Genomic DNA, 18,394 nt, shown 5'->3' with positions numbered 1-18,394 from the left:
TCCACGCCCGCCCGTAGGGCACTATCCGACAGACCGCCCGGAGCGCCGGAAACGGCTCCTTTGCCCCGATCCCCGTCAGCACGCACGACACCGAACCGCCCCCTGTCGGTCCAGCCGCCGCTGATCCCCTCGGCAGGGCCCAACCACCCCGGTCCGGCTAGTGCGGCCGACCGGTCGGCGGGCGAGCCCGTCCTCGGCTCGAATCCGCCGAGTCGCGAAGGACGGGAATCGGAGCGGCTCGCCCGAGCGGCCCTAGCCCGCCTCATCGAGCCTGGCGACGCGGTGATCGGGCGATGGCTCACCAAGGTCAACGCGCCCACCCTCATCGAGGCCATCCGTGCGCGCACGGTGCCCGGGTACCTCGATCTGGACGCCACCAGACTCGACGGATACCGGGCCAGACTCCCGGGTCTCGACCCCGAGGCGGATCTGGAGCGGGTGCACAGCCTCGGTGGGCGGTTCATCATTCCGGGCGACATCGAGTGGCCCTCACAGCTCGATGACCTGGGGGACAACAGACCTGTCGGGCTCTGGACCAGAGGTACCGGCTCGCTCCGCCTGCTCGCACTGCGCTCGGTCGCCGTGGTGGGTGCCCGGGCCTGCACCACCTATGGAGCGCACGTCGCCGGAGAACTGGCGGCCCAACTGGCCGAACGCGGCTGGGTGGTCGTCTCGGGCGCGGCGTACGGAATCGATGCCGCAGCTCACCGGGGCGCGCTCGCGGTCGGCGGCATCACCATCGGGGTCCTCGCCTGCGGGGTGGACGAGGCCTATCCGCCAGGCAATTCCGAACTCATCTCACGGATCGCCGAACAGGGCCTGCTGCTGAGCGAATTGGCGCCTGGCGAACACCCCAACAGATTCCGGTTCGTGCTCCGGAACCGGGTGATAGCGGCACTGACCCGAGGGACGGTGGTGGTCGAAGCAGCCCTCCGCAGCGGGGCCTTGAGCACGGCCCGCCGCGCCCGGGACCTCAACCGCCACACCATGGGCGTGGCCGGCCCGGTGACCTCGGAGCTCTCTGCCGGAGTACACGCCTTGATCCGCAGCGGCGGCGCCACACTGGTCACAGACGCCGCCGAGGTCGGCGAGTTGATCGGAGCCATCGGGGACGACCTGGCACCGAAGCGTTCCGGGCCCGTCCTGCCCAGGGACCACCTGGAGCCCGCTGTGGCAAGAGTGTTGGAGGCGGTGCCAGCCACCGCCGACGGTGCGCCCGTCGAGTGTCTGGCGCGCGCGGCGGGGCTGCCGCAGGACGAAGTGCTGCAGCGGCTCTACGAGTTGGGCTCGCTCGGTTTCGTGGAGCGGTTCGGGGCGCATTGGAGGCTCGTCAGGAGAACCCGACCTGCGACGCACTGAGACACCGGACGTCCCCGGGGACGCGCCGCTACGAGGTCCGGCGGGCGGGGCACCACCACGGCGCCCAGCAGGCAGCGTGCCCCTGGGCGAGGCCCCGACGGTCCGCAAGGCGTCACGCCGGACCGTGTGCCGACGGGACAGCCCAGGCGGAGCGTAGATCCATGCCCTGCCGGATCACCTGCCGGCTGCCCGGTCCGACCGGGCCGAATCGTCCCGGAGGTGGTGAACCCGCCGCAGCGGTGGCGAGCGCAGAACGACGCGCCGGGCTCGCCACCGGTTCGAGGGACGACCGAGTGGCGGTAGCACACTGCAGCGAGTCGGTCACGCTACGCTCGCAGTGTCTCCTATCAGCACATGACTCGGCAGAACGGCGCAGACCAACGCATGCCCACACACATTCCCGGACATCGGGTAGTCGGTGGCCTCCGGTCCTCGGGAGGGCCAGGGGCCGAGGCGCGCCCCACCGCTGATCACCAGCCGAAGGCGCCAGGGGTGATGGGGCTGACCCGGCAGGCCGGGCGGCCACCGTCCTCGGGTGGCAAGGAGGAGACCTCGCCCCCGGTCGGTGCCCGGCCGCCGGCCGCCCGGCGCGGTCCCGGCAGTGCGGTACCCCCAGGTGCCGCGCCCGCCTCCACGCAGGTGTCCGCCGTGCCGCCCGTCGCCGTACCGCCGTCCGCTGTATCCGCGACGCGGTCGGCTGCCACACCCGTGCCGGCCTCCGCGGCCGGCGCCCACGCGAGCGCCGAACGAACAGCCCTGGAGTCGCTCTGGCGCTCGTACAAGGAGACAGGGGATGCCAGGCTGCGCGAGCAGCTGATCCTTCACTACTCGCCGCTGGTGAAGTACGTGGCGGGCCGAGTCAGTGTCGGTCTCCCCACCAATGTGGAGCAGGCCGACTTCGTCTCCTCGGGGATCTTCGGCCTGATCGACGCGATCGAGAAGTTCGACGTCGACCGGGCCATCAAGTTCGAGACCTACGCCATCAGCCGGATCCGCGGCGCCATCATCGACGAGCTCCGGGCACTTGACTGGATCCCGCGCTCGGTCCGGCAGAAGGCCAAGGCGGTGGAGCGGACGTACGCCACCCTGGAGGCCCGGCTGCGCCGCACCCCGCACGAGCCGGAGGTGGCCGCGGAGATGGGGATCGCGATCGAGGACCTGCACGCCATCTTCAGCCAGCTCTCGCTCGCGAACGTCGTCGCCCTGGACGAGCTGCTGCACCCGGTGGGGGAGAGCGGCGACCGGCTGAGCCTCATGGACACCCTCGAGGACACCGGCGCGGACAACCCCGTCGAGATCGCCGAGGACCGGGAGTTGCGCCGCCTGCTGGCCACGGCGGTCAACACCCTCCCCGAACGGGAGAAGACGGTGGTGACGCTCTACTACTACGAGGGCCTCACCCTCGCCGAGATCGGCCAGGTGCTGGGTGTTACGGAGAGCAGGGTCAGCCAGATCCACACCAAGTCCGTGCTGCAGCTCCGGGCCAAGCTGACGGACATCCGCTGACGGAAATCCGCTGACGGCCTCCCATCGGCCGGCATCGGCTTGCGGGCCTCTGTCGGCTGGACATCGACTGACGGACTCTTTGCCGGCGGGTGTGCACAGACTGCCGAGATCGGCGGGCTGTCGGGCCCGCCCGCCCAGGACGTCCGGCGGCCGCCGGATGTGTGGTGCTGTACCGGGCGGTCATCGGTCTCCGTACAGTAGGAACGTGCCGAAAATCCGAGCAGCCACAGTGGCCGAGCATCGTCAGCTGCAGCGCGCAGCCCTTCTCGACGCTGCCCGGTCTCTGCTCACCGACGGTGGGATGGACGCCCTCACCTTCCCGGCCCTCGCGTCGAAGACCGGTCTGGCCAGGTCCTCGGTGTACGAGTATTTCGGATCGCGCGCCGCGGTGGTCGAGGAACTCTGCGCCGTGGACTTTCCGCTCTGGGCAGCCGAGATCGAGGCGGGCATGACTGCCTGCGACGGTCCGGAAGCCCGGGTCGAGGCCTATGTCCGCGGGCAGCTGGCGCTAGCCGGTGACCCGAGGCACCGCGCGGTCACGGCCATCTCGATGCTCGAACTGGACGCGGCGGCCCGAGAGCGCATCCGTGCCTCCCACGCCGAGCTGGTCATGTTGGTCGTTCAGGCCCTCCGGGAACTCGGACACGAGCAGCCCCGGTTGGCGGCGGCGCTGTTGCAGGGCGTGGTCGAGGCAGCGGTCCGGCAGGCCGAACGTGCCCCGGTCGAGGACGCGGTGGCCATCTCGGACGCCGCCGTCACCTTTGCACTGCACGGACTCGTCACCGAGGTGGCGACGGCGAAGAAGGTCATCGGGGTGGCGCCGGCGAAGACGGCCGAGTCCCCGTCCCGGACCGCCTGAGTCACGCCTGGCCGACCGGGGCTCTCCAGTCGTGCCCGCCACGCCGGGCGGCCGGCCCGGTCGAGGTTCTCGCGAGCCGTGCCCGCCCGCCAGGCCCATGGCTCGGTCCGTAACCGGCCGGCCGAGCTGACGTCACGCGGCTGATGTCATTCGGGCCGACGTCAGGTGCCGTCCAGCGGCAGGAGCCGCGCCTGGCCGCCTCCGAGCAACGCCAGAGGGTCGAGATAGCGCTTCCCGCGGAGCAGTCCCCAGTGCAGGCAGCCGGTTGCGCAGTGTCCGGTCCCCGTGGAGACCGTCCCGATGGCCTCTCCTGCCGCCACCGAGGCACCGATCGGAACGCTTCCGGTGACCGGCAGGTAGGTGGTCCGCAGCGGGGGTGTGCCGGAGGAGGGGTGGGTCACCGTCACCACCGGGCGGCCGGCGACCATGCCCGAGAACGACACCACCCCGGGTGCGGCGGCTCGTACCGTCGCGCCTTCCGGCGCCATGAGGTCCACCCCGCGGTGACCGGCCGCCCACCGCTCCGGTGGCGCGTCGAAACGTCGCAACAGGCCGGACCGTCCGCCGACCGGCCACGCACGGCCGGCACCAGGGCCGGGGCCGGGGCCGAGTGCGGACAGCGCGGACCAAGAACCGGCCCCGAGTGCGGGCGCGGCACCCGACGCCGCCACCGCATGGGCGGAGGGCGGCGGACAGGCCAGCATCAGGGCGGCCAGCAACAGCGTGAGCAGCATCGCCTCCAGGCGCCGGTCCGGCGTGGGCGGTGGCATGGCCGTGTCGGCGCCCCACCCGGCGCCGCCTCGGCAGCCGAATCGCGGCAGGCCCGGAAGCCTCGGACGGAAGCCCGGAAGCCTGCTGGCAGAACGCGAGCGCGCGTGGTGCGTCGTCCGCGCCCGCACCACAGCAGTGCGCACCACAGGAGGGAGAAGGAGGTTCGCCATGGCAGGAGGCTGCTGCCGGCCCGCCGACCTGGCCACCCCCGCCCCGATTCCTGTGGACAACCCCCGCCTGTGGAAACTCGCTCACCCGGGCGGGTGAAAAGACAGGGACACCCGCACCAAGCCCGTACCGACGTACCGAGCAGCCGACGGTCCGCAGGGCGGCGGGACGGCGCTCGGCGCTCGAAGGTCGGCGTCGAGACCGCCCACGAGCCCTCCGGCAACCGCGGCAAATCGGCCGGAGTCGCCCGCTGCGCGGCGCTTCCCGTACACTTCACACGCGACCCGGTCCACCCGGGTCGACTTCGCACGCCCCGCCACCGGTCGAATTGCGTCGGAAGGTGAAGGTCCGCACGGGCCGAAACCGCCCCCGACACATCCGGTGCGAGTGCCGCTCGGTCCACCGAGCCTGCCACGGCCTTCAGGCCGTCAGGGCCGGGTGGCTCGGCACGTTCGGGGCGTCAGGCGTGACGGTCACCCCGACCGCCACGGACAAACCGAGCCAGACCTGGCCGCTTCCCGACGGCGGTGCCCGACAACGGCAGCGACGAGGGCCGACGAGCCAGGCGCAACAACTGAGGAGCACGGCCATGGCCGTCGTCACGATGCGGGAGCTGCTGGAGAGCGGCGTCCACTTCGGTCACCAGACCCGTCGTTGGAACCCGAAGATGAAGCGCTTCATCTTCACGGAGCGCAACGGCATCTACATCATCGACCTCCTGCAGTCGCTGAACTACATCGACCGCGCCTTCGAGTTCGTCAAGGAGACCGTTGCCCACGGCGGCAGCGTCCTCTTCGTCGGCACCAAGAAGCAGGCCCAGGAGGCCATCGCCGAGCAGGCCACCCGCGTTGGCATGCCCTACGTGAACCAGCGCTGGCTCGGCGGCATGCTGACCAACTTCTCGACCGTCTACAAGCGTCTGCAGCGCCTCAAGGAGCTCAGCGAGATCGACTTCACGGATGTGGCCGGTTCCGGCCTCACCAAGAAGGAGCTCCTGGTCCTCCAGCGCGAGTACGACAAGCTGGAGAAGACCCTCGGCGGTATCCGCGACATGCAGCGCGTTCCCAGCGCTGTCTGGATCGTGGACACCAAGAAGGAGCACATCGCGGTCGGCGAGGCCCGGAAGCTGAACATCCCGGTCGTCGCCATCCTCGACACCAACTGCGACCCGGACGAGGTCGACTACAAGATCCCGGGCAACGACGACGCCATCCGCTCCGTCACCCTGCTGACCCGCGTGATCGCCGACGCCGTGGCCGAGGGCCTGAAGGCTCGCGCCGGTGTCGCCAAGGGCGACGCCAAGGCCGAGCCGGGCGCCGACCAGCCGCTGGCCGCCTGGGAGAAGGACCTGATCGAGGGCCAGAAGGCCGCCGAGGAGGCCCCCGCCGCCGAGGCGCCGGCCGCCGAGGCGCCGGCCGCCGAGGCCGAGCAGGCCTGACGTACCAAGGGCGAGGGGCACCCGCCGGTACGACACCGGTAGGTGCCCCTCTCTCCACGTGTCGGGGACTGAACCACCAGCCTCCGGCACCACCCCACGCAGACACGCGAGACGCGAGAAGAGATTCACACCATGGCGAACTACACCGCCGCGGACGTCAAGAAGCTCCGTGAGCTCACCGGCGCCGGCATGATGGACTGCAAGAAGGCTCTGGACGAGGCCGAGGGCACCGTCGAGAAGGCCGTCGAGATCCTGCGCATCAAGGGCCAGAAGGGTGTCGCCAAGCGCGAGGGCCGTGACGCCTCCAACGGCGCCCTGGCTCTGGTGCTGGAGGGTGGCAACACCGGCGTTCTGGTCGAGCTGAACTGCGAGACCGACTTCGTCGCCAAGGGTGAGAAGTTCGTCGAGGTCGCCGACCAGCTGGCCAAGCACGTCGCCGCCACCGCCCCGGCCGACCTCGAGGCCGCGCTGGCCAGCGAGATCGAGGCCGGCAAGACCGTCCAGCAGTTCGTGGACGAGGCCAACGCCAACCTGGGCGAGAAGATCGTCTTCAAGCGCTTCGCGCAGTTCGCGGGCGAGGGCTTCGTCGCCGCGTACATGCACCGCACCTCCCCGGACCTGCCGCCGCAGGTCGGCGTCCTGGTCGAGCTCGACAAGGAGAACGCCGAGGTCGCCAAGGACGTCGCGCAGCACATCGCCGCCTTCGCTCCGACCTACCTGTCCCGCGAGGAGATCCCGGCGGAGATCCTGGACAACGAGCGCCGCGTCGCCGAGGCCACCGCTCGCGAGGAGGGCAAGCCCGAGGCCGCCCTGCCGAAGATCGTCGAGGGTCGCGTCACCGGCTTCGTCAAGGAGAACGCCGTTCTGGAGCAGGCGTTCGCCAAGGACAACAAGAAGACCGTCGCCAAGGTCCTCGACGAGGCCGGCGTCAAGCTCGTGCGCTTCGCCCGCTTCCGCGTCGGCGCCTGAGCCACGTTCCCCAGCGCTTCCCGCCTAAGGTAGGAAACGCCCGGTCACCCGGACGGGTGGCCAGGAACGCGCCGATCGGGCTCATCCAGCGCCGCCGAAGACGAAGGGCGGGCCGCGTCGGCACCATGAACGACGAGGAGGCCATTGCCGTGCAGGACACCGTACCGGTTCCCGCGGCAGTGGCCTCCTTGCGTGTACGCGCAGGTCTCGGCCTCACACGGCACACTCGGCCCTGTGAGACGTCCGGCCCTGTGAACCAGTAGGTGGAGAAGGAGAAGTCCATGCAGGAGACGCAGGAGACCGCGCTGGGCGGTTCGCGCCGCCGCGTTCTGCTCAAGCTGTCGGGTGAGGCGTTTTCCGGCGGTGGCGGCCTCGGCGTCGACCCGGACGTCGTGCACGCGATCGCCCGGGAGATCGCCACGGTGGTCCGCGCCGGTACCGAGGTCGCAGTCGTGATCGGTGGCGGCAACTTCTTCCGCGGCGCCGAGCTGCAGGTCCGCGGCATGGACCGGGCCCGCTCCGACTACATGGGCATGCTCGGCACCGTCATGAACTGCCTGGCGCTCCAGGACTTCCTGATCAAGGAAGGCATCGAGACCCGGGTGCAGACCGCCATCACCATGGGCCAGGTCGCGGAGCCGTACCTGCCGCTGCGCGCCGTCCGGCACCTGGAGAAGGGCCGTGTGGTCATCTTCGGTGCCGGTATGGGCATGCCGTACTTCTCCACCGACACCACGGCCGTCCAGCGTGCGCTGGAGATCCACGCCGAGGTGCTGCTGATGGGTAAGAACGGTGTGGACGGCGTCTACGACTCGGACCCGCGGACCAACCCGGAGGCGGTGAAGTTCGACTCGCTCGACTACACCGAGGTGATCGCCCGGGACCTGAAGGTCGCGGACCTGACCGCGATCACCCTGTGCAAGGACAACGGGCTGCCGATCCTGGTGTTCGAGCTGCTGGCCGAGGGCAATATCGCCCGGGCGGTGAAGGGTGAGAAGATCGGCACACTCATCAGCGAGGACTCCGGCCAGGCCTGAGCCGCCGCCACTCGCGCCGTAGTCGGCCGTGCAGCAAACAGCCGTCCGGGGCACCGGTACGGGACAACAGCAGATGAACCGGACAGGGAGCACACAGTGATCGAAGAGACCCTCCTCGAGGCCGAGGAGAAGATGGAGAAGGCCGTTTCGGTCGCGAAGGACGACTTCGCCGCGATCCGCACCGGCCGCGCGCACCCGGCGATGTTCGCCAAGATCGTCGCGGACTACTACGGCGCCATTACGCCGATCAACCAGCTCGCTTCGTTCGCCGTGCCGGAGCCGCGGATGGCGGTCGTCACCCCGTTCGACAAGTCCGCCCTGCGCAACATCGAGCAGGCGATCCGCGACTCGGACCTGGGCGTCAACCCGTCCAACGACGGTTCGATCATCCGAGTGGTGTTCCCGCAGCTGACTGAGGAGCGCCGCAAGGAGTACATCAAGGTCGCCCGCGGCAAGGGTGAGGACGCCAAGGTCTCCATCCGTTCGATCCGGCGCAAGGCCAAGGACGGCATCGACAAGCTGGTCAAGGACGGCGAGATCGGCGAGGACGAGGGCCGTCGTGCCGAGAAGGAGCTCGACGACACCACGGCCAGGTACGTGGCCCAGATCGACGAGCTGCTCAAGCACAAGGAAGCCGAGCTGCTTGAGGTCTGATCCGGCCGCCGCCCCGACGGCTCCGGCTCGCGGGGTGGCGCTCGGCAGACTTCCGGGCGCTCCTGTCACGGGTGACCCCGTACTCCGTACCGGTTGACCTGAAGGCCCGTTCGGCGTGCCATCCGCCGAACGGGCCGTTTGCAAGTAGACCCCGGTGCCACCGGGGCGCCACCAGCGGCACAGACTCTGATCATGCCCTCTGTCCAGGAGACATCCTTGGCCCAGTCCGACCAGCAGCCCCGTAAACAGCGCGGCGGCCGCAACCTCCAGGCCGCGATAGGGGTCGGTGTCGGCCTCGGCGCGGTCATCGTCGCTTCGCTGTTCTTCGTGAAGGTGCTGTTCCTGGTCGTCGTGGTGGCGGCTGCGGCGGTCGGCGTCTGGGAGCTCAGCAGCCGGCTGACCGAGCGCAAGGGCATCGCCACACCGCTGTACCCGCTGTTGGCGGGGGCGGTCGCGATGCCGGTGCTGGGCTACTGGGCCGGTGCCCAGTGGGCGGCTGCCGCGCTGGCCCTCACCGGACTCGCGATCATGATCTGGCGGATGAACCAGCCGCCGGAGAACTACCTGCGTGACATAACGGCGGGCATCTTCACCGCCTTCTACGTCCCGTTCCTGGCCACCTTCGTGGCCCTGATGCTCGCCGCCGCCGACGGCCCGCAGCGGATCGTGCTCTTCCTGGTCGTCACCATCTGCAGCGACACCGGTGCCTACGCCGTCGGCTACAAGTTCGGCAGGAACAAGCTGGCGCCTACCATCAGCCCGGGCAAGACGCGCGAGGGACTGGCCGGCGGCGTCGGCCTCTCGATGATCGCCGGCGCGCTGATCATGCAGTACGTGATTGACGGCGGCCAGTGGTGGCAGGGTCTGATCCTCGGCGGCTGCGCGGCGGTCACCGCGACCCTCGGCGACCTGGCCGAGTCCATGATCAAGCGGGACCTCGGCATCAAGGACATGGGCACCCTGCTCCCCGGCCACGGCGGAATCATGGACCGGCTCGACTCGCTGCTGCCGACCGCACCGGTGGTGTGGCTGCTGCTGGCGGCCTTCGTCGGCAGCTGACCTCGGCCGGATCGGTCACAAGGCCCGGACGCTTCGCGCGTCCGGGCCTTCCGCGTTCGAAGCCACCGCTTCCCCGGAGCACTTCGCCGATCTGCGACACTGGATGAACCATGCCTAAGCCCGGAGAACTGACGTTTGTCGCGCCGCGCGGCGCCAAGCCCCCGCGACACCTTGCCGACCTCAGCCCCGCCGAGCGCAAGGAGGCCGTCGCCGAGCTGGGCGAGCAGCCGTTCCGCGCCAAGCAGCTGTCGAACCACTACTTCGGCCGGCTGTCCGACGATCCGGGTGCCTGGACGGACATCCCCGCAGCCTCGCGCGGCAAGCTCACCGAGGCGCTGCTGCCCGATCTGATGACGGTGGTCCGGCACGTCTCCTGCGACGACGACGCCACCCGCAAGACGCTCTGGAAGCTCTTCGACGGCACCCTGGTCGAGTCCGTGCTGATGCGCTACCCGGACCGGGTCACCATGTGCATCAGCTCGCAGGCCGGCTGCGGCATGAACTGCCCGTTCTGCGCCACCGGCCAGGCCGGCCTGACCCGCAACCTCTCCACCGCCGAGATCGTCGAGCAGATCGCGGCGGGCATGCGCGCGCTCAAGGCCGGGGAGATCCCCGGCGGCGAGGCACGGCTGTCCAACGTGGTGTTCATGGGCATGGGCGAGCCGCTCGCCAACTACAACCGGGTGCTGGCGGCGATCCGCCGTCTGACCGACCCGGCCCCCGACGGCTTCGGGCTCTCCCAGCGGGGTATCACCGTCTCCACCGTCGGCCTCGTGCCGGCGATGAACCGACTCGCGGACGAGGGGCTCAGCTGCCGGCTCGCGCTCTCGCTGCACGCGCCCGACGACGAGCTGCGCGACGAGCTGGTCCCGGTGAACACCCGCTGGAAGGTGGCCGAGGTCCTCGACGCGGCGTGGAACTACGCGGAGAAGTCCGGGCGTCGGATCTCCATCGAGTACGCGCTGATCAAGGACATCAACGACCAGGCCTGGCGCGCCGACCTGCTGGGTCGCCTGATCAAGAACCAGCGGGTGCACGTCAACCTGATCCCGCTGAACCCGACGCCGGGTTCCAAGTGGACGGCCTCCCGCCCCGAGGACGAGCGCGAGTTCGTCCGGCGCCTCCAGGCGCACGGCGTGCCGACCACCGTCCGCGACACCCGCGGTCAGGAGATCGACGGGGCCTGCGGCCAGCTGGCCGCCGCCGGCTGACGCGGCTTCCAGGGGCGCACGGGGAAGCCGCGAGCGCTCCGTGCCGCCCGTCCAGCGCGTCGCGCTCCCGGGCGGCACGGGGCGGGTTCACACGGACGAGGGCTTACGGCCGGCCGAGCTTCCCCGCGCCGCTGAAGGTGCGTTCAGCGCAGCGCGGCTGCCGCCAGTGCGGCGGTCAGGCCGCCGGTGACCAGCAGAACGGTCCCGGCGGCCGCCGTGCGTAGTACGGCAGCCCCGAGCAGCAGCCGGGGCGCGGCCCCGAGCTGGACCAGTGCCGCGGTCACGTTCTGCCGGGAGTCGCGGATCTGGGCCGCCCGGATGAGCACGGCCATGATCGCGCAGCCGACGATCAGCGCCGCCTCGAGTGCGGGGACCGTCTCGACGGTGCCCGGCCGGTGCGCCCAGGAGCGGATGGCCGTCAGCCCGGTCGCCAGGCTCAGCGCGAGCACTGCCAGCGGTGCGCCGAGTCGATGCGCCTCAGCGGTCAGCCCGCGTCCGGCGAGCAGCCGGAGCGGGGTGGGCCGGCCGAGCACCAGCAGCTGCCCGCCCCAGGCCAGCAGTGGAGCGGTGAGCAGCGCCAGGCCGAGGGCGGCGAAGGCCCAGCCGATCAGGGCGGCGGAGTTCGTGGCGCCGAGCCCGGCGGGCAACCCGAGCGGCCAGCCGTCCTGGGCGGCGCCGGGGCGCAGCCCGTACAGCTCGAGTGAGAGGCCGATCAGGACGAGTCCGATGGGCACGGCGAGCCGCGGGCCAGCGAAGCCGGTGTGGTGGGGTGCCTCGCTGTGTCCCGGCAGGGTTTCGGTGAGCGGGATCGCCGCGGCGGCCGAGGCACCGGCGACCAGCGGGACCAGGAACAACAGGGTGACCGGCGCGGCGGCCGGAAGCGGGCTGCCGAGGCCGACCTCGGGGGCCAGCGAGGGGCCCGCGATGTCGTTGCGCAGGACCAGGAAGGCCAGCAGTGCGAGTCCGCTGCCGACGGCACTGACGAGGGCCGTCTCCCCGGCGATCAGGGCGCGGATGGCGGTGGGGCCAGCACCGGCGGCGGTCAGGCCGGTGATCCGTTCGGCACGCGCGACGGGCAGCGCGCGGGCGGCGACGGCGGCGAACCAGCCGACGGCGGCGAGCGGCGGGAGGCACCACAGCAGCCGTTCGACCGAGGCGCCGGCGGGATCGGCGAGTGCGCGGCCGAGGGCGCGCAGCAGGAAGACGGCCACTGCCGCGGCGGCGGCCGCGGTGAGCAGGCAGCGGCCGAGGTCGGCCGGCCGGTAGCCCCGGGCCAGGCGGAGGTAGAGCAAGGAGAGGTCCCTTTCAGCGCCCGGCGGAGACGGGGGAGACGCCGCGCGGCACGGATGCGACGGGGGCGGCCAGCCGGCCGTCGACCAGCGCGAGGGTACGGTCCGCGACGTTGGCCAGCTCCGGCTCGTGGGTGGCGAGCACCAGGGTGAGCTGGTGCGAACGGGCCGCGGTGACCAGTATCCGCAGGAGCTGGTCCTTGGCTTCGCGGTGCAGCGGCGCGGTGGGGTCGTCGGCGAAGACCACCGAGGGCAGCGGGGCCAGGGCACGGGCGACGGCGATCCGCTGCCGCTGACTCTGGACCAGTTCACCGGGCCGGAGGGCGGCGCAGTCGGCGACGTCGAGGCGCTCCAGCCATTCGGCGGCGGAGTTGCGGGCGGCCTTGTGCCCGGCGCCGGCGAGCAGCAGCGGCAGTGCGACGTTCTCCCGGGCGGTCAGTTCCGGTACCAGGTGCGGCTCGGAGCCGACGAAGCCGAAGCGGTCGCGGCGGAGCCGTTCCCGGCCGGTGCGGGTGAGCGTGTGCACGGGCGAGCTGTTGAACCAGATCTCGCCGTCGTCCACCGGGAGCAGCGCGGAGAGGCAGCCGAGCAGGGTGCTCTTGCCGGAGCCGCGCGGTCCGGTGATGGCGAGTACCTCGCCGGTTCGGACGCCGATGGTGACGCCCCGTAGGGCGGGGGTGCCGTGGTGGGACTTGACGATCCCTCGGGCCCAGAGCACGTCGTTGTCGGGCGGGGCCGCTGACATGGAAGTCCATCCTGGTGCCGACGGGGATATGACAGTCGTCAGATTAGAACGACAAGGTCGCGTTGCGGTTGCGGCACACTGGCTCATTCACGGGCAAAGGCACCCGAACCCGGCAGGTTTGTTTTCCGTGGAACCGCCGAAAGCGCCGAAGGGCGGCCCCACTCGGCGGTGGGGCCGCCCTTCGGCGGAGGGTTGCGGCAGGAAGATCAGATCTTCGCCCAGGCGTCGGTCAGCGTGGTCCGCAGGATCTGCTCGATCTCGTCGAAGGTCGACTGGTCCGAGATCAGCGGCGGAGCCAGCTGGATGACCGGGTCGCCGCGGTCATCGGCGCGGCAGTACAGGCCGTTGTTGAAGAGTTCCTTCGACAGGAAGCCGTAGAGCACGCGCTCGATCTCTTCGTCGTTGAAGGACTCCTTGGTGGCCTTGTCCTTCACGAGCTCGATGCCGTAGAAGTACCCGTTGCCGCGGACGTCGCCGACGATCGGCAGGTCGCGGAGCTTGTTCAGGGTGCCCAGGAACTTCGACTCGTTGTCGAGCACGTGCTGGTTCAGGCCCTCGCGCTCGAAGATGTCGAGGTTGGCCAGCGCGACGGCGGCCGACACCGGGTGGCCACCGAAGGTGTAGCCGTGCAGGAAGGTGTTCTCGCCCTTGTAGAACGGTTCGGCGATGCGGTCCGAGATGATCGTGGCGCCGATCGGGGAGTAGCCCGAGGTCATGCCCTTGGCGCAGGTGATCATGTCGGGCTGGTAGCCGAACTTGTCGGCGCCGAACATGGTGCCCAGGCGGCCGAAGGCGCAGATGACCTCGTCCGAGACCAGCAGCACGTCGTGGCGGTCGCAGATCTCGCGCAGGCGCTGGAAGTACCCGGGCGGCGGCGGGAAGCAGCCGCCGGCGTTCTGCACCGGCTCGACGAAGACGGCGGCGACGGTGTCCGGGCCCTCGAACAGGATGGCCTGCTCGACCTGGTCGGCGCACCAGCGGCCGTACGCCTCCGGGTCGACCGACCCGTCCGCACCCTGCAGGTAGGCGGGGGCGCGGTAGATGTTGGTGTTGGGAGCCTTGTGGGTGCCCGGCACCAGCGGCTCGAACGGGGCCTTCAGGCCCGGCAGGCCGGTGATGGACAGGGCACCCTGCGGGGTGCCGTGGTAGGCGACGGCGCGCGAGATGACCTTGTACTTGGTCGGCTTGCCGGTCAGCTTGAAGTACTGCTTGGCGAGCTTCCAGGCGGTCTCGACGGCCTCGCCGCCACCGGTGGAGAAGAAGACCTTGTTCAGGTCGCCGGGCGCGTAGTTCGCCAGGCGCTCGGCCAGCTCGACGGCCTTCGGGTGGGCGTAGCTCCACACCGGGAAGAAGGCCAGTTCCTTGGCCTGCTTCGCAGCGGCCTCGGCCAGCTCCTCGCGGCCGTGGCCGGCCTGGACGACGAACAGGCCGGCGAGCCCGTCCAGGTACTTCTTGCCCTTGTCGTCCCAGACGTAGGTGCCCTCACCGCGAACGATGGTGGGAACGGGGGAGTTCTCGTACGACGACATGCGGGTGAAGTGCATCCACAGGTGGTCGTAGGCGGTCTTGGAAAGGTCCTTCTGCGCCGGGTCGGCTGTCATCGGGTGCCCCAGGTGTAGGTCTGTTTCCGGAGCTTCAGATAAACGAAGCTCTCGGTGCTCCGCACGCCGGGAAGCGCGCGGATGCGCTTGTTGATCATTTCGAGCAGATGTTCGTCGTCCTCGCACACCAGCTCGGCCAGTAGGTCGAACGAGCCTGCGGTGCAGACCACGTAGTCGACCTCGTCGAGGGCGGCCAGCGCGTCGGCCACGGGCTCCACGTCACCCTCGACCGTGATCCCGACCATCGCCTGACGGGTGAATCCGACGGTGAGGGGGTCGGTCACGGCGACGATCTGCATCACGCCCTGGTCGAGCAGCTTCTGGACCCGCTGCCGCACGGCCGCCTCGGACAGGCCGACGGCCTTGCCGATGGCGGCGTACGGGCGGCGCCCGTCCTCCTGGAGCTGCTCGATGATCGCCTTGGAGGCGGCGTCGAGGGGAACGCTGGCGTTCCGGTCGCGGTTGGCCACGTCGCCACTGTGCCTGATCCACTTCGGTCATGCAAGCCTGCGCGCTGCTGATTTCGTTGCCATTTCGAAAAACGGGTGCGGATTACGTTGCACACCAGCTCGGGGCCTGTCGATAAGCGCAGTACGCGGGTAGTGTGGCCGGGTGCTCGCGTGGGCGTGCACATCTGCAAGTGGAACGCGGCTCTCAGGCCCCGGCCACTCGGCGTCAGAGGTACCCTGGCGCCGGATTCTGCAATGCCGCAGGTTCAGACCGAGGAGATACCCGTGAGCGACCTTCGTACGCTGCGCAACTACATCAACGGCGAGTTCGTCGATGCGGCTGACGGCCGCATGCTGGACGTGGTCGACCCGAGCACCGGCGAGGTCTACGCGACGTCTCCGTTGTCCGGTGCGGCGGACGTGGACGCGGCGATGGCCTCGGCGGCCGCGGCCTTCCCGATCTGGCGCGACGCCACTCCGAGCACCCGGCAGAAGCTGCTGCTGAAGATCGCCGACGCGGTCGAGGCGCGCGCCGAGGAGATCGTGGACGCCGAGTGCCGCAACACCGGCAAGCCGCGTGCGCTGACCCTCTCCGAGGAGATCGGCCCGATGGTGGACCAGATCCGCTTCTTCGCCGGTGCCGCCCGCCTGCTCGAGGGCAAGGCGGCCGGTGAGTACATGGACGGGATGACCTCGATCGTCCGCCGTGAGCCGGTCGGCGTCTGCGCCCAGGTCGCGCCGTGGAACTACCCGATGATGATGGCGGTCTGGAAGTTCGCCCCGGCCATCGCCGCGGGCAACACCGTGGTCCTCAAGCCTTCGGACACCACCCCCGCCTCCACCGTGCTGCTGGCCGAGATCATCGGCGGCATCCTCAAGGAGCTGGAGCTCCCGGCCGGCATCTTCAACGTGATCTGCGGCGACCGGGAGACCGGCCGCATGATGGTCGAGCACCGGACCCCGGCGATGGCCTCCATCACCGGCTCGGTCCGCGCCGGCATCCAGGTGGCCGAGTCGGCCTCCAAGGACGTCAAGCGCGTCCACCTGGAGCTGGGCGGCAAGGCTCCGGTCGTGGTCTTCGAGGACGCCGACATCGCCGAGGCCGTCGAGGGCATCTCGGTGGCCGGCTTCTTCAACGCCGGCCAGGACTGCACCGCGGCCACCCGCGTGCTGGTGCACGAGTCGATCCACGACGCCTTCGTCGAGGCGCTCGCCAAGGCGGCCGCCGACACCAAGACCGGCGGCGTCGACGACGAGGACGTGCTGTACGGCCCGCTGAACAACGCCAACCAGCTGAAGCAGGTCTCCGGCTTCATCGAGCGACTGCCCGCCCACGCCAAGGTCGAGGCCGGTGGCCACCGGGTCGGCGACAAGGGCTACTTCTACGCCCCGACCGTGGTCTCCGGCCTGAAGCAGGACGACGAGATCATCCAGAACGAGGTCTTCGGCCCCGTCATCACCGTGCAGAAGTTCTCCGACGAGGACCAGGCCGTCGACTACGCCAACGGTGTGGAGTACGCGCTGGCCTCCTCGGTCTGGACCAAGGACCATGCGCGCGCCATGCGGATGTCCCGCCGGCTGGACTTCGGCTGCGTCTGGATCAACACCCACATCCCGCTGGTCGCCGAGATGCCGCACGGCGGCTTCAAGAAGTCCGGTTACGGCAAGGACCTGTCCTCCTACGGCTTCGAGGACTACACCCGGGTCAAGCACGTCATGACCGCCATCTGAGCAACCGTCCCGAAGGCCCGGACCGCGCAGCGCGGTCCGGGCCTTCGGCCTGTCAGGCTGTCGGTGGAGCGCGGGAGGGCCTGACAGGATGCATCTGCTGGCCGGTGGGAGTGATTCCCTACGCTTACGCCCATGAGCATCCCCACCGCTGACCCTGCCGCCGGGCGGGCCGTCAAGGCCGCCGACCGCGCGCACGTCTTCCACTCGTGGTCCGCCCAGGCACTGATCGACCCCCTCGCGGTGGCCGGTGCCGAGGGCTCGTACTTCTGGGACTACGACGGCAACCGCTACCTCGACTTCTCCTCGCAGCTGGTGAACACCAACATCGGGCACCAGCACCCGAAGGTGGTCGCCGCGATCCAGGAGCAGGCGGCGAAGCTCTGCACCATCGCGCCCGGCTTCGCGGTGGAGTCGCGCAGTGAGGCGGCGCGGCTGATCGCCGAGCGCACCCCGGGCGACCTCGACAAGATCTTCTTCACCAACGGCGGCGCCGAGGCCGTGGAGAACGCCATCCGGATGGCCCGGCTGCACACCGGCCGGCACAAGGTGCTCTCCGCCTACCGCTCGTACCACGGCGCCACCGCCAACGCGATCACGCTGACCGGTGACCCGCGCCGCTGGGCCAACGAGACCGGTGTCTCGGGGATCGTGCACTTCTGGGGCCCGTACCCGTACCGCTCCAACTTCCACGCCGAGAACGAGGCGCAGGAGTGCGAGCGCGCGCTGGCCCATCTGGAGCAGACGATCGCCTTCGAGGGCCCGGGCACGGTGGCCGCGGTGATCCTGGAGACCGTGGTAGGCACGGCGGGCATCCTCGTTCCGCCGGCCGGCTATCTGGCCGGGGTGCGGGAGATCTGCGACCGGTACGGGATCGTCTTCATCCTGGACGAGGTGATGGCGGGCTTCGGCCGTACCGGTGAGTGGTTCGCCGCCGACCACTGGGGTGTGGTGCCCGATCTGATGACCTTCGCCAAGGGTGTGAACTCCGGGTACGTTCCGCTGGGCGGGGTGGCGATCTCCGCCGAGATCGCGGCCACCTTCGCCGAGCAGCCCTTCCCGGGCGGGCTCACCTACTCGGGCCACCCGCTGGCCTGCGCCTCCGCCGTCGCGACCATCGAGGTGATGGCCGAGGAGGGCATTGTCGAGAACGCCAGGCACATCGGGGAGAATGTGCTCGGCCCCGGCCTGCGCGAGCTGGCCGAGCGCCACCCGTCGGTCGGCGAGGTGCGCGGCCTCGGTGTCTTCTGGGCGCTCGATCTGGTGAGGAACCGCGAGACCCGCGAGCCGCTGGTGCCGTACAACGCCACCGGCGCCGACAACGCGCCGATGGCCGAGCTGGCCGCCGCCTGCAAGAAGCAGGGCCTGTGGCCCTTCGTCAACATGAACCGCTTCCACGTGGTTCCGCCCTGCACCATCACCGAGGAGGAGGCCAGGTCCGGTCTGGCGATCCTTGACGAGGCGCTCACGCTGACCGACGCGCACACCGTCTGACGGCTCCGCACCGACGCGGCCCCGGGCACCCCCATGGCCCGGGGCCGTCCCCTGCCC

The 18,394-nt window shown here is 70.3% G+C and carries 16 protein-coding genes; 11 read left to right on the top strand and 5 right to left on the bottom strand.

Features of this window, described 5'->3' with window-relative positions; translation table 11 throughout:
- The first annotated feature begins 102 nt into the window (after positions 1-102).
- The 3 genes from dprA (at position 103) to ACWDAK_RS24250 (ending at position 3,724) form a co-directional block, all read left to right on the top strand.
- Positions 103-1,359, top strand: coding sequence for a DNA-processing protein DprA (dprA, locus tag ACWDAK_RS24260; protein ID WP_344639868.1), 1,257 nt, complete (start codon positions 103-105; stop codon positions 1,357-1,359).
- A gap of 495 nt (positions 1,360-1,854) precedes the next feature.
- Positions 1,855-2,865, top strand: a complete 1,011-nt coding sequence (gene whiG, locus ACWDAK_RS24255; RefSeq protein ID WP_344639811.1) for an RNA polymerase sigma factor WhiG — start codon at positions 1,855-1,857, stop codon at positions 2,863-2,865.
- A gap of 229 nt (positions 2,866-3,094) precedes the next feature.
- Complete coding sequence (locus tag ACWDAK_RS24250) at positions 3,095-3,724, top strand: TetR/AcrR family transcriptional regulator (protein WP_344639810.1); 630 nt, start codon at positions 3,095-3,097, stop codon at positions 3,722-3,724.
- Between the two features lie 161 nt (positions 3,725-3,885).
- Here ACWDAK_RS24250 and ACWDAK_RS24245 read toward each other — a convergent pair whose 3' ends face one another.
- On the bottom strand, positions 3,886-4,494 hold the full coding sequence (locus ACWDAK_RS24245; RefSeq protein WP_344639809.1) for a M23 family metallopeptidase: 609 nt from the start codon (positions 4,492-4,494) through the stop codon (positions 3,886-3,888).
- Between the two features lie 758 nt (positions 4,495-5,252).
- Between ACWDAK_RS24245 and rpsB the strand changes: the two genes are divergently transcribed.
- From rpsB to rlmN, 6 genes are all read left to right on the top strand, one after another.
- Entirely contained in the window at positions 5,253-6,101 is an 849-nt protein-coding gene (gene rpsB / locus ACWDAK_RS24240) for a 30S ribosomal protein S2 (RefSeq protein WP_427394450.1), read from the top strand.
- A 132-nt stretch (positions 6,102-6,233) separates the two neighbouring features.
- On the top strand, positions 6,234-7,070 hold the full coding sequence (gene tsf / locus ACWDAK_RS24235) for a translation elongation factor Ts (RefSeq protein ID WP_344639807.1): 837 nt from the start codon (positions 6,234-6,236) through the stop codon (positions 7,068-7,070).
- A gap of 281 nt (positions 7,071-7,351) precedes the next feature.
- Positions 7,352-8,107: a UMP kinase gene (gene pyrH / locus ACWDAK_RS24230; RefSeq protein ID WP_344639806.1), complete on the top strand. Its 756-nt coding sequence runs from the start codon at positions 7,352-7,354 to the stop codon at positions 8,105-8,107.
- A gap of 96 nt (positions 8,108-8,203) precedes the next feature.
- A complete protein-coding gene (frr, locus tag ACWDAK_RS24225) occupies positions 8,204-8,761 on the top strand; it encodes a ribosome recycling factor (protein ID WP_344639805.1) in 558 nt (185 codons plus the stop codon).
- Between the two features lie 192 nt (positions 8,762-8,953).
- Positions 8,954-9,820 carry a phosphatidate cytidylyltransferase gene (locus tag ACWDAK_RS24220; RefSeq protein WP_344639804.1) on the top strand — a complete coding sequence of 289 codons (867 nt, stop codon included), beginning with the start codon at positions 8,954-8,956 and terminating at the stop codon, positions 9,818-9,820.
- Positions 9,821-9,930: 110 nt separating this feature from the next.
- The gene (gene rlmN, locus ACWDAK_RS24215) at positions 9,931-11,031 is read left to right on the top strand and encodes a 23S rRNA (adenine(2503)-C(2))-methyltransferase RlmN (RefSeq protein ID WP_344639803.1); all 1,101 of its coding nucleotides are present in this window, start codon (positions 9,931-9,933) and stop codon (positions 11,029-11,031) included.
- Positions 11,032-11,174: 143 nt separating this feature from the next.
- Here rlmN and ACWDAK_RS24210 read toward each other — a convergent pair whose 3' ends face one another.
- The 4 genes from ACWDAK_RS24210 to ACWDAK_RS24195 form a co-directional block, all read right to left on the bottom strand.
- Positions 11,175-12,323: a hypothetical protein gene (locus tag ACWDAK_RS24210; RefSeq protein WP_344639802.1), complete on the bottom strand. Its 1,149-nt coding sequence runs from the start codon at positions 12,321-12,323 to the stop codon at positions 11,175-11,177.
- A 13-nt stretch (positions 12,324-12,336) separates the two neighbouring features.
- On the bottom strand, positions 12,337-13,065 hold the full coding sequence (locus tag ACWDAK_RS24205) for an ABC transporter ATP-binding protein (protein ID WP_427394451.1): 729 nt from the start codon (positions 13,063-13,065) through the stop codon (positions 12,337-12,339).
- 206 nt (positions 13,066-13,271) lie between these two features.
- Positions 13,272-14,666, bottom strand: coding sequence for an aspartate aminotransferase family protein (locus ACWDAK_RS24200; RefSeq protein WP_427394452.1), 1,395 nt, complete (start codon positions 14,664-14,666; stop codon positions 13,272-13,274).
- On the bottom strand, positions 14,663-15,136 hold the full coding sequence (locus ACWDAK_RS24195) for an Lrp/AsnC family transcriptional regulator (protein WP_045301249.1): 474 nt from the start codon (positions 15,134-15,136) through the stop codon (positions 14,663-14,665). The genes ACWDAK_RS24200 and ACWDAK_RS24195 overlap by 4 nt, the downstream gene beginning before the upstream one ends.
- 264 nt (positions 15,137-15,400) lie before the next feature.
- Here ACWDAK_RS24195 and ACWDAK_RS24190 point away from each other — a divergent pair, with 264 nt between their 5' ends.
- Together ACWDAK_RS24190 and ACWDAK_RS24185 are read left to right on the top strand one after the other, a co-directional pair.
- Positions 15,401-16,846, top strand: a complete 1,446-nt coding sequence (locus ACWDAK_RS24190) for a gamma-aminobutyraldehyde dehydrogenase (RefSeq protein WP_425557818.1) — start codon at positions 15,401-15,403, stop codon at positions 16,844-16,846.
- A 132-nt stretch (positions 16,847-16,978) separates the two neighbouring features.
- Positions 16,979-18,337, top strand: coding sequence for an aspartate aminotransferase family protein (locus ACWDAK_RS24185; RefSeq protein WP_344639798.1), 1,359 nt, complete (start codon positions 16,979-16,981; stop codon positions 18,335-18,337).
- Positions 18,338-18,394: the final 57 nt, after the last annotated feature.

It is taken from the genome of Kitasatospora sp. NPDC001175, from assembly GCF_053598215.1.
Note: the sequence above shows the minus strand (reverse complement) of the source record. Positions and strands in the feature narration are given on the sequence as shown.

Coding starts and splice junctions, on each gene's coding strand:
- whiG (WP_344639811.1), top strand. CDS start 1,855: ATGGGGCTGACCCGGCAGGCCGGGCGGCCACCGTCCTCGGGTGGCAAG.
- ACWDAK_RS24245 (WP_344639809.1), bottom strand. CDS start 4,494: ATGCCACCGCCCACGCCGGACCGGCGCCTGGAGGCGATGCTGCTCACG.
- rpsB (WP_427394450.1), top strand. CDS start 5,253: ATGGCCGTCGTCACGATGCGGGAGCTGCTGGAGAGCGGCGTCCACTTC.
- tsf (WP_344639807.1), top strand. CDS start 6,234: ATGGCGAACTACACCGCCGCGGACGTCAAGAAGCTCCGTGAGCTCACC.
- pyrH (WP_344639806.1), top strand. CDS start 7,352: ATGCAGGAGACGCAGGAGACCGCGCTGGGCGGTTCGCGCCGCCGCGTT.
- ACWDAK_RS24220 (WP_344639804.1), top strand. CDS start 8,954: ATGCCCTCTGTCCAGGAGACATCCTTGGCCCAGTCCGACCAGCAGCCC.
- rlmN (WP_344639803.1), top strand. CDS start 9,931: ATGCCTAAGCCCGGAGAACTGACGTTTGTCGCGCCGCGCGGCGCCAAG.
- ACWDAK_RS24205 (WP_427394451.1), bottom strand. CDS start 13,065: ATGTCAGCGGCCCCGCCCGACAACGACGTGCTCTGGGCCCGAGGGATC.
- ACWDAK_RS24200 (WP_427394452.1), bottom strand. CDS start 14,666: ATGACAGCCGACCCGGCGCAGAAGGACCTTTCCAAGACCGCCTACGAC.
- ACWDAK_RS24185 (WP_344639798.1), top strand. CDS start 16,979: ATGAGCATCCCCACCGCTGACCCTGCCGCCGGGCGGGCCGTCAAGGCC.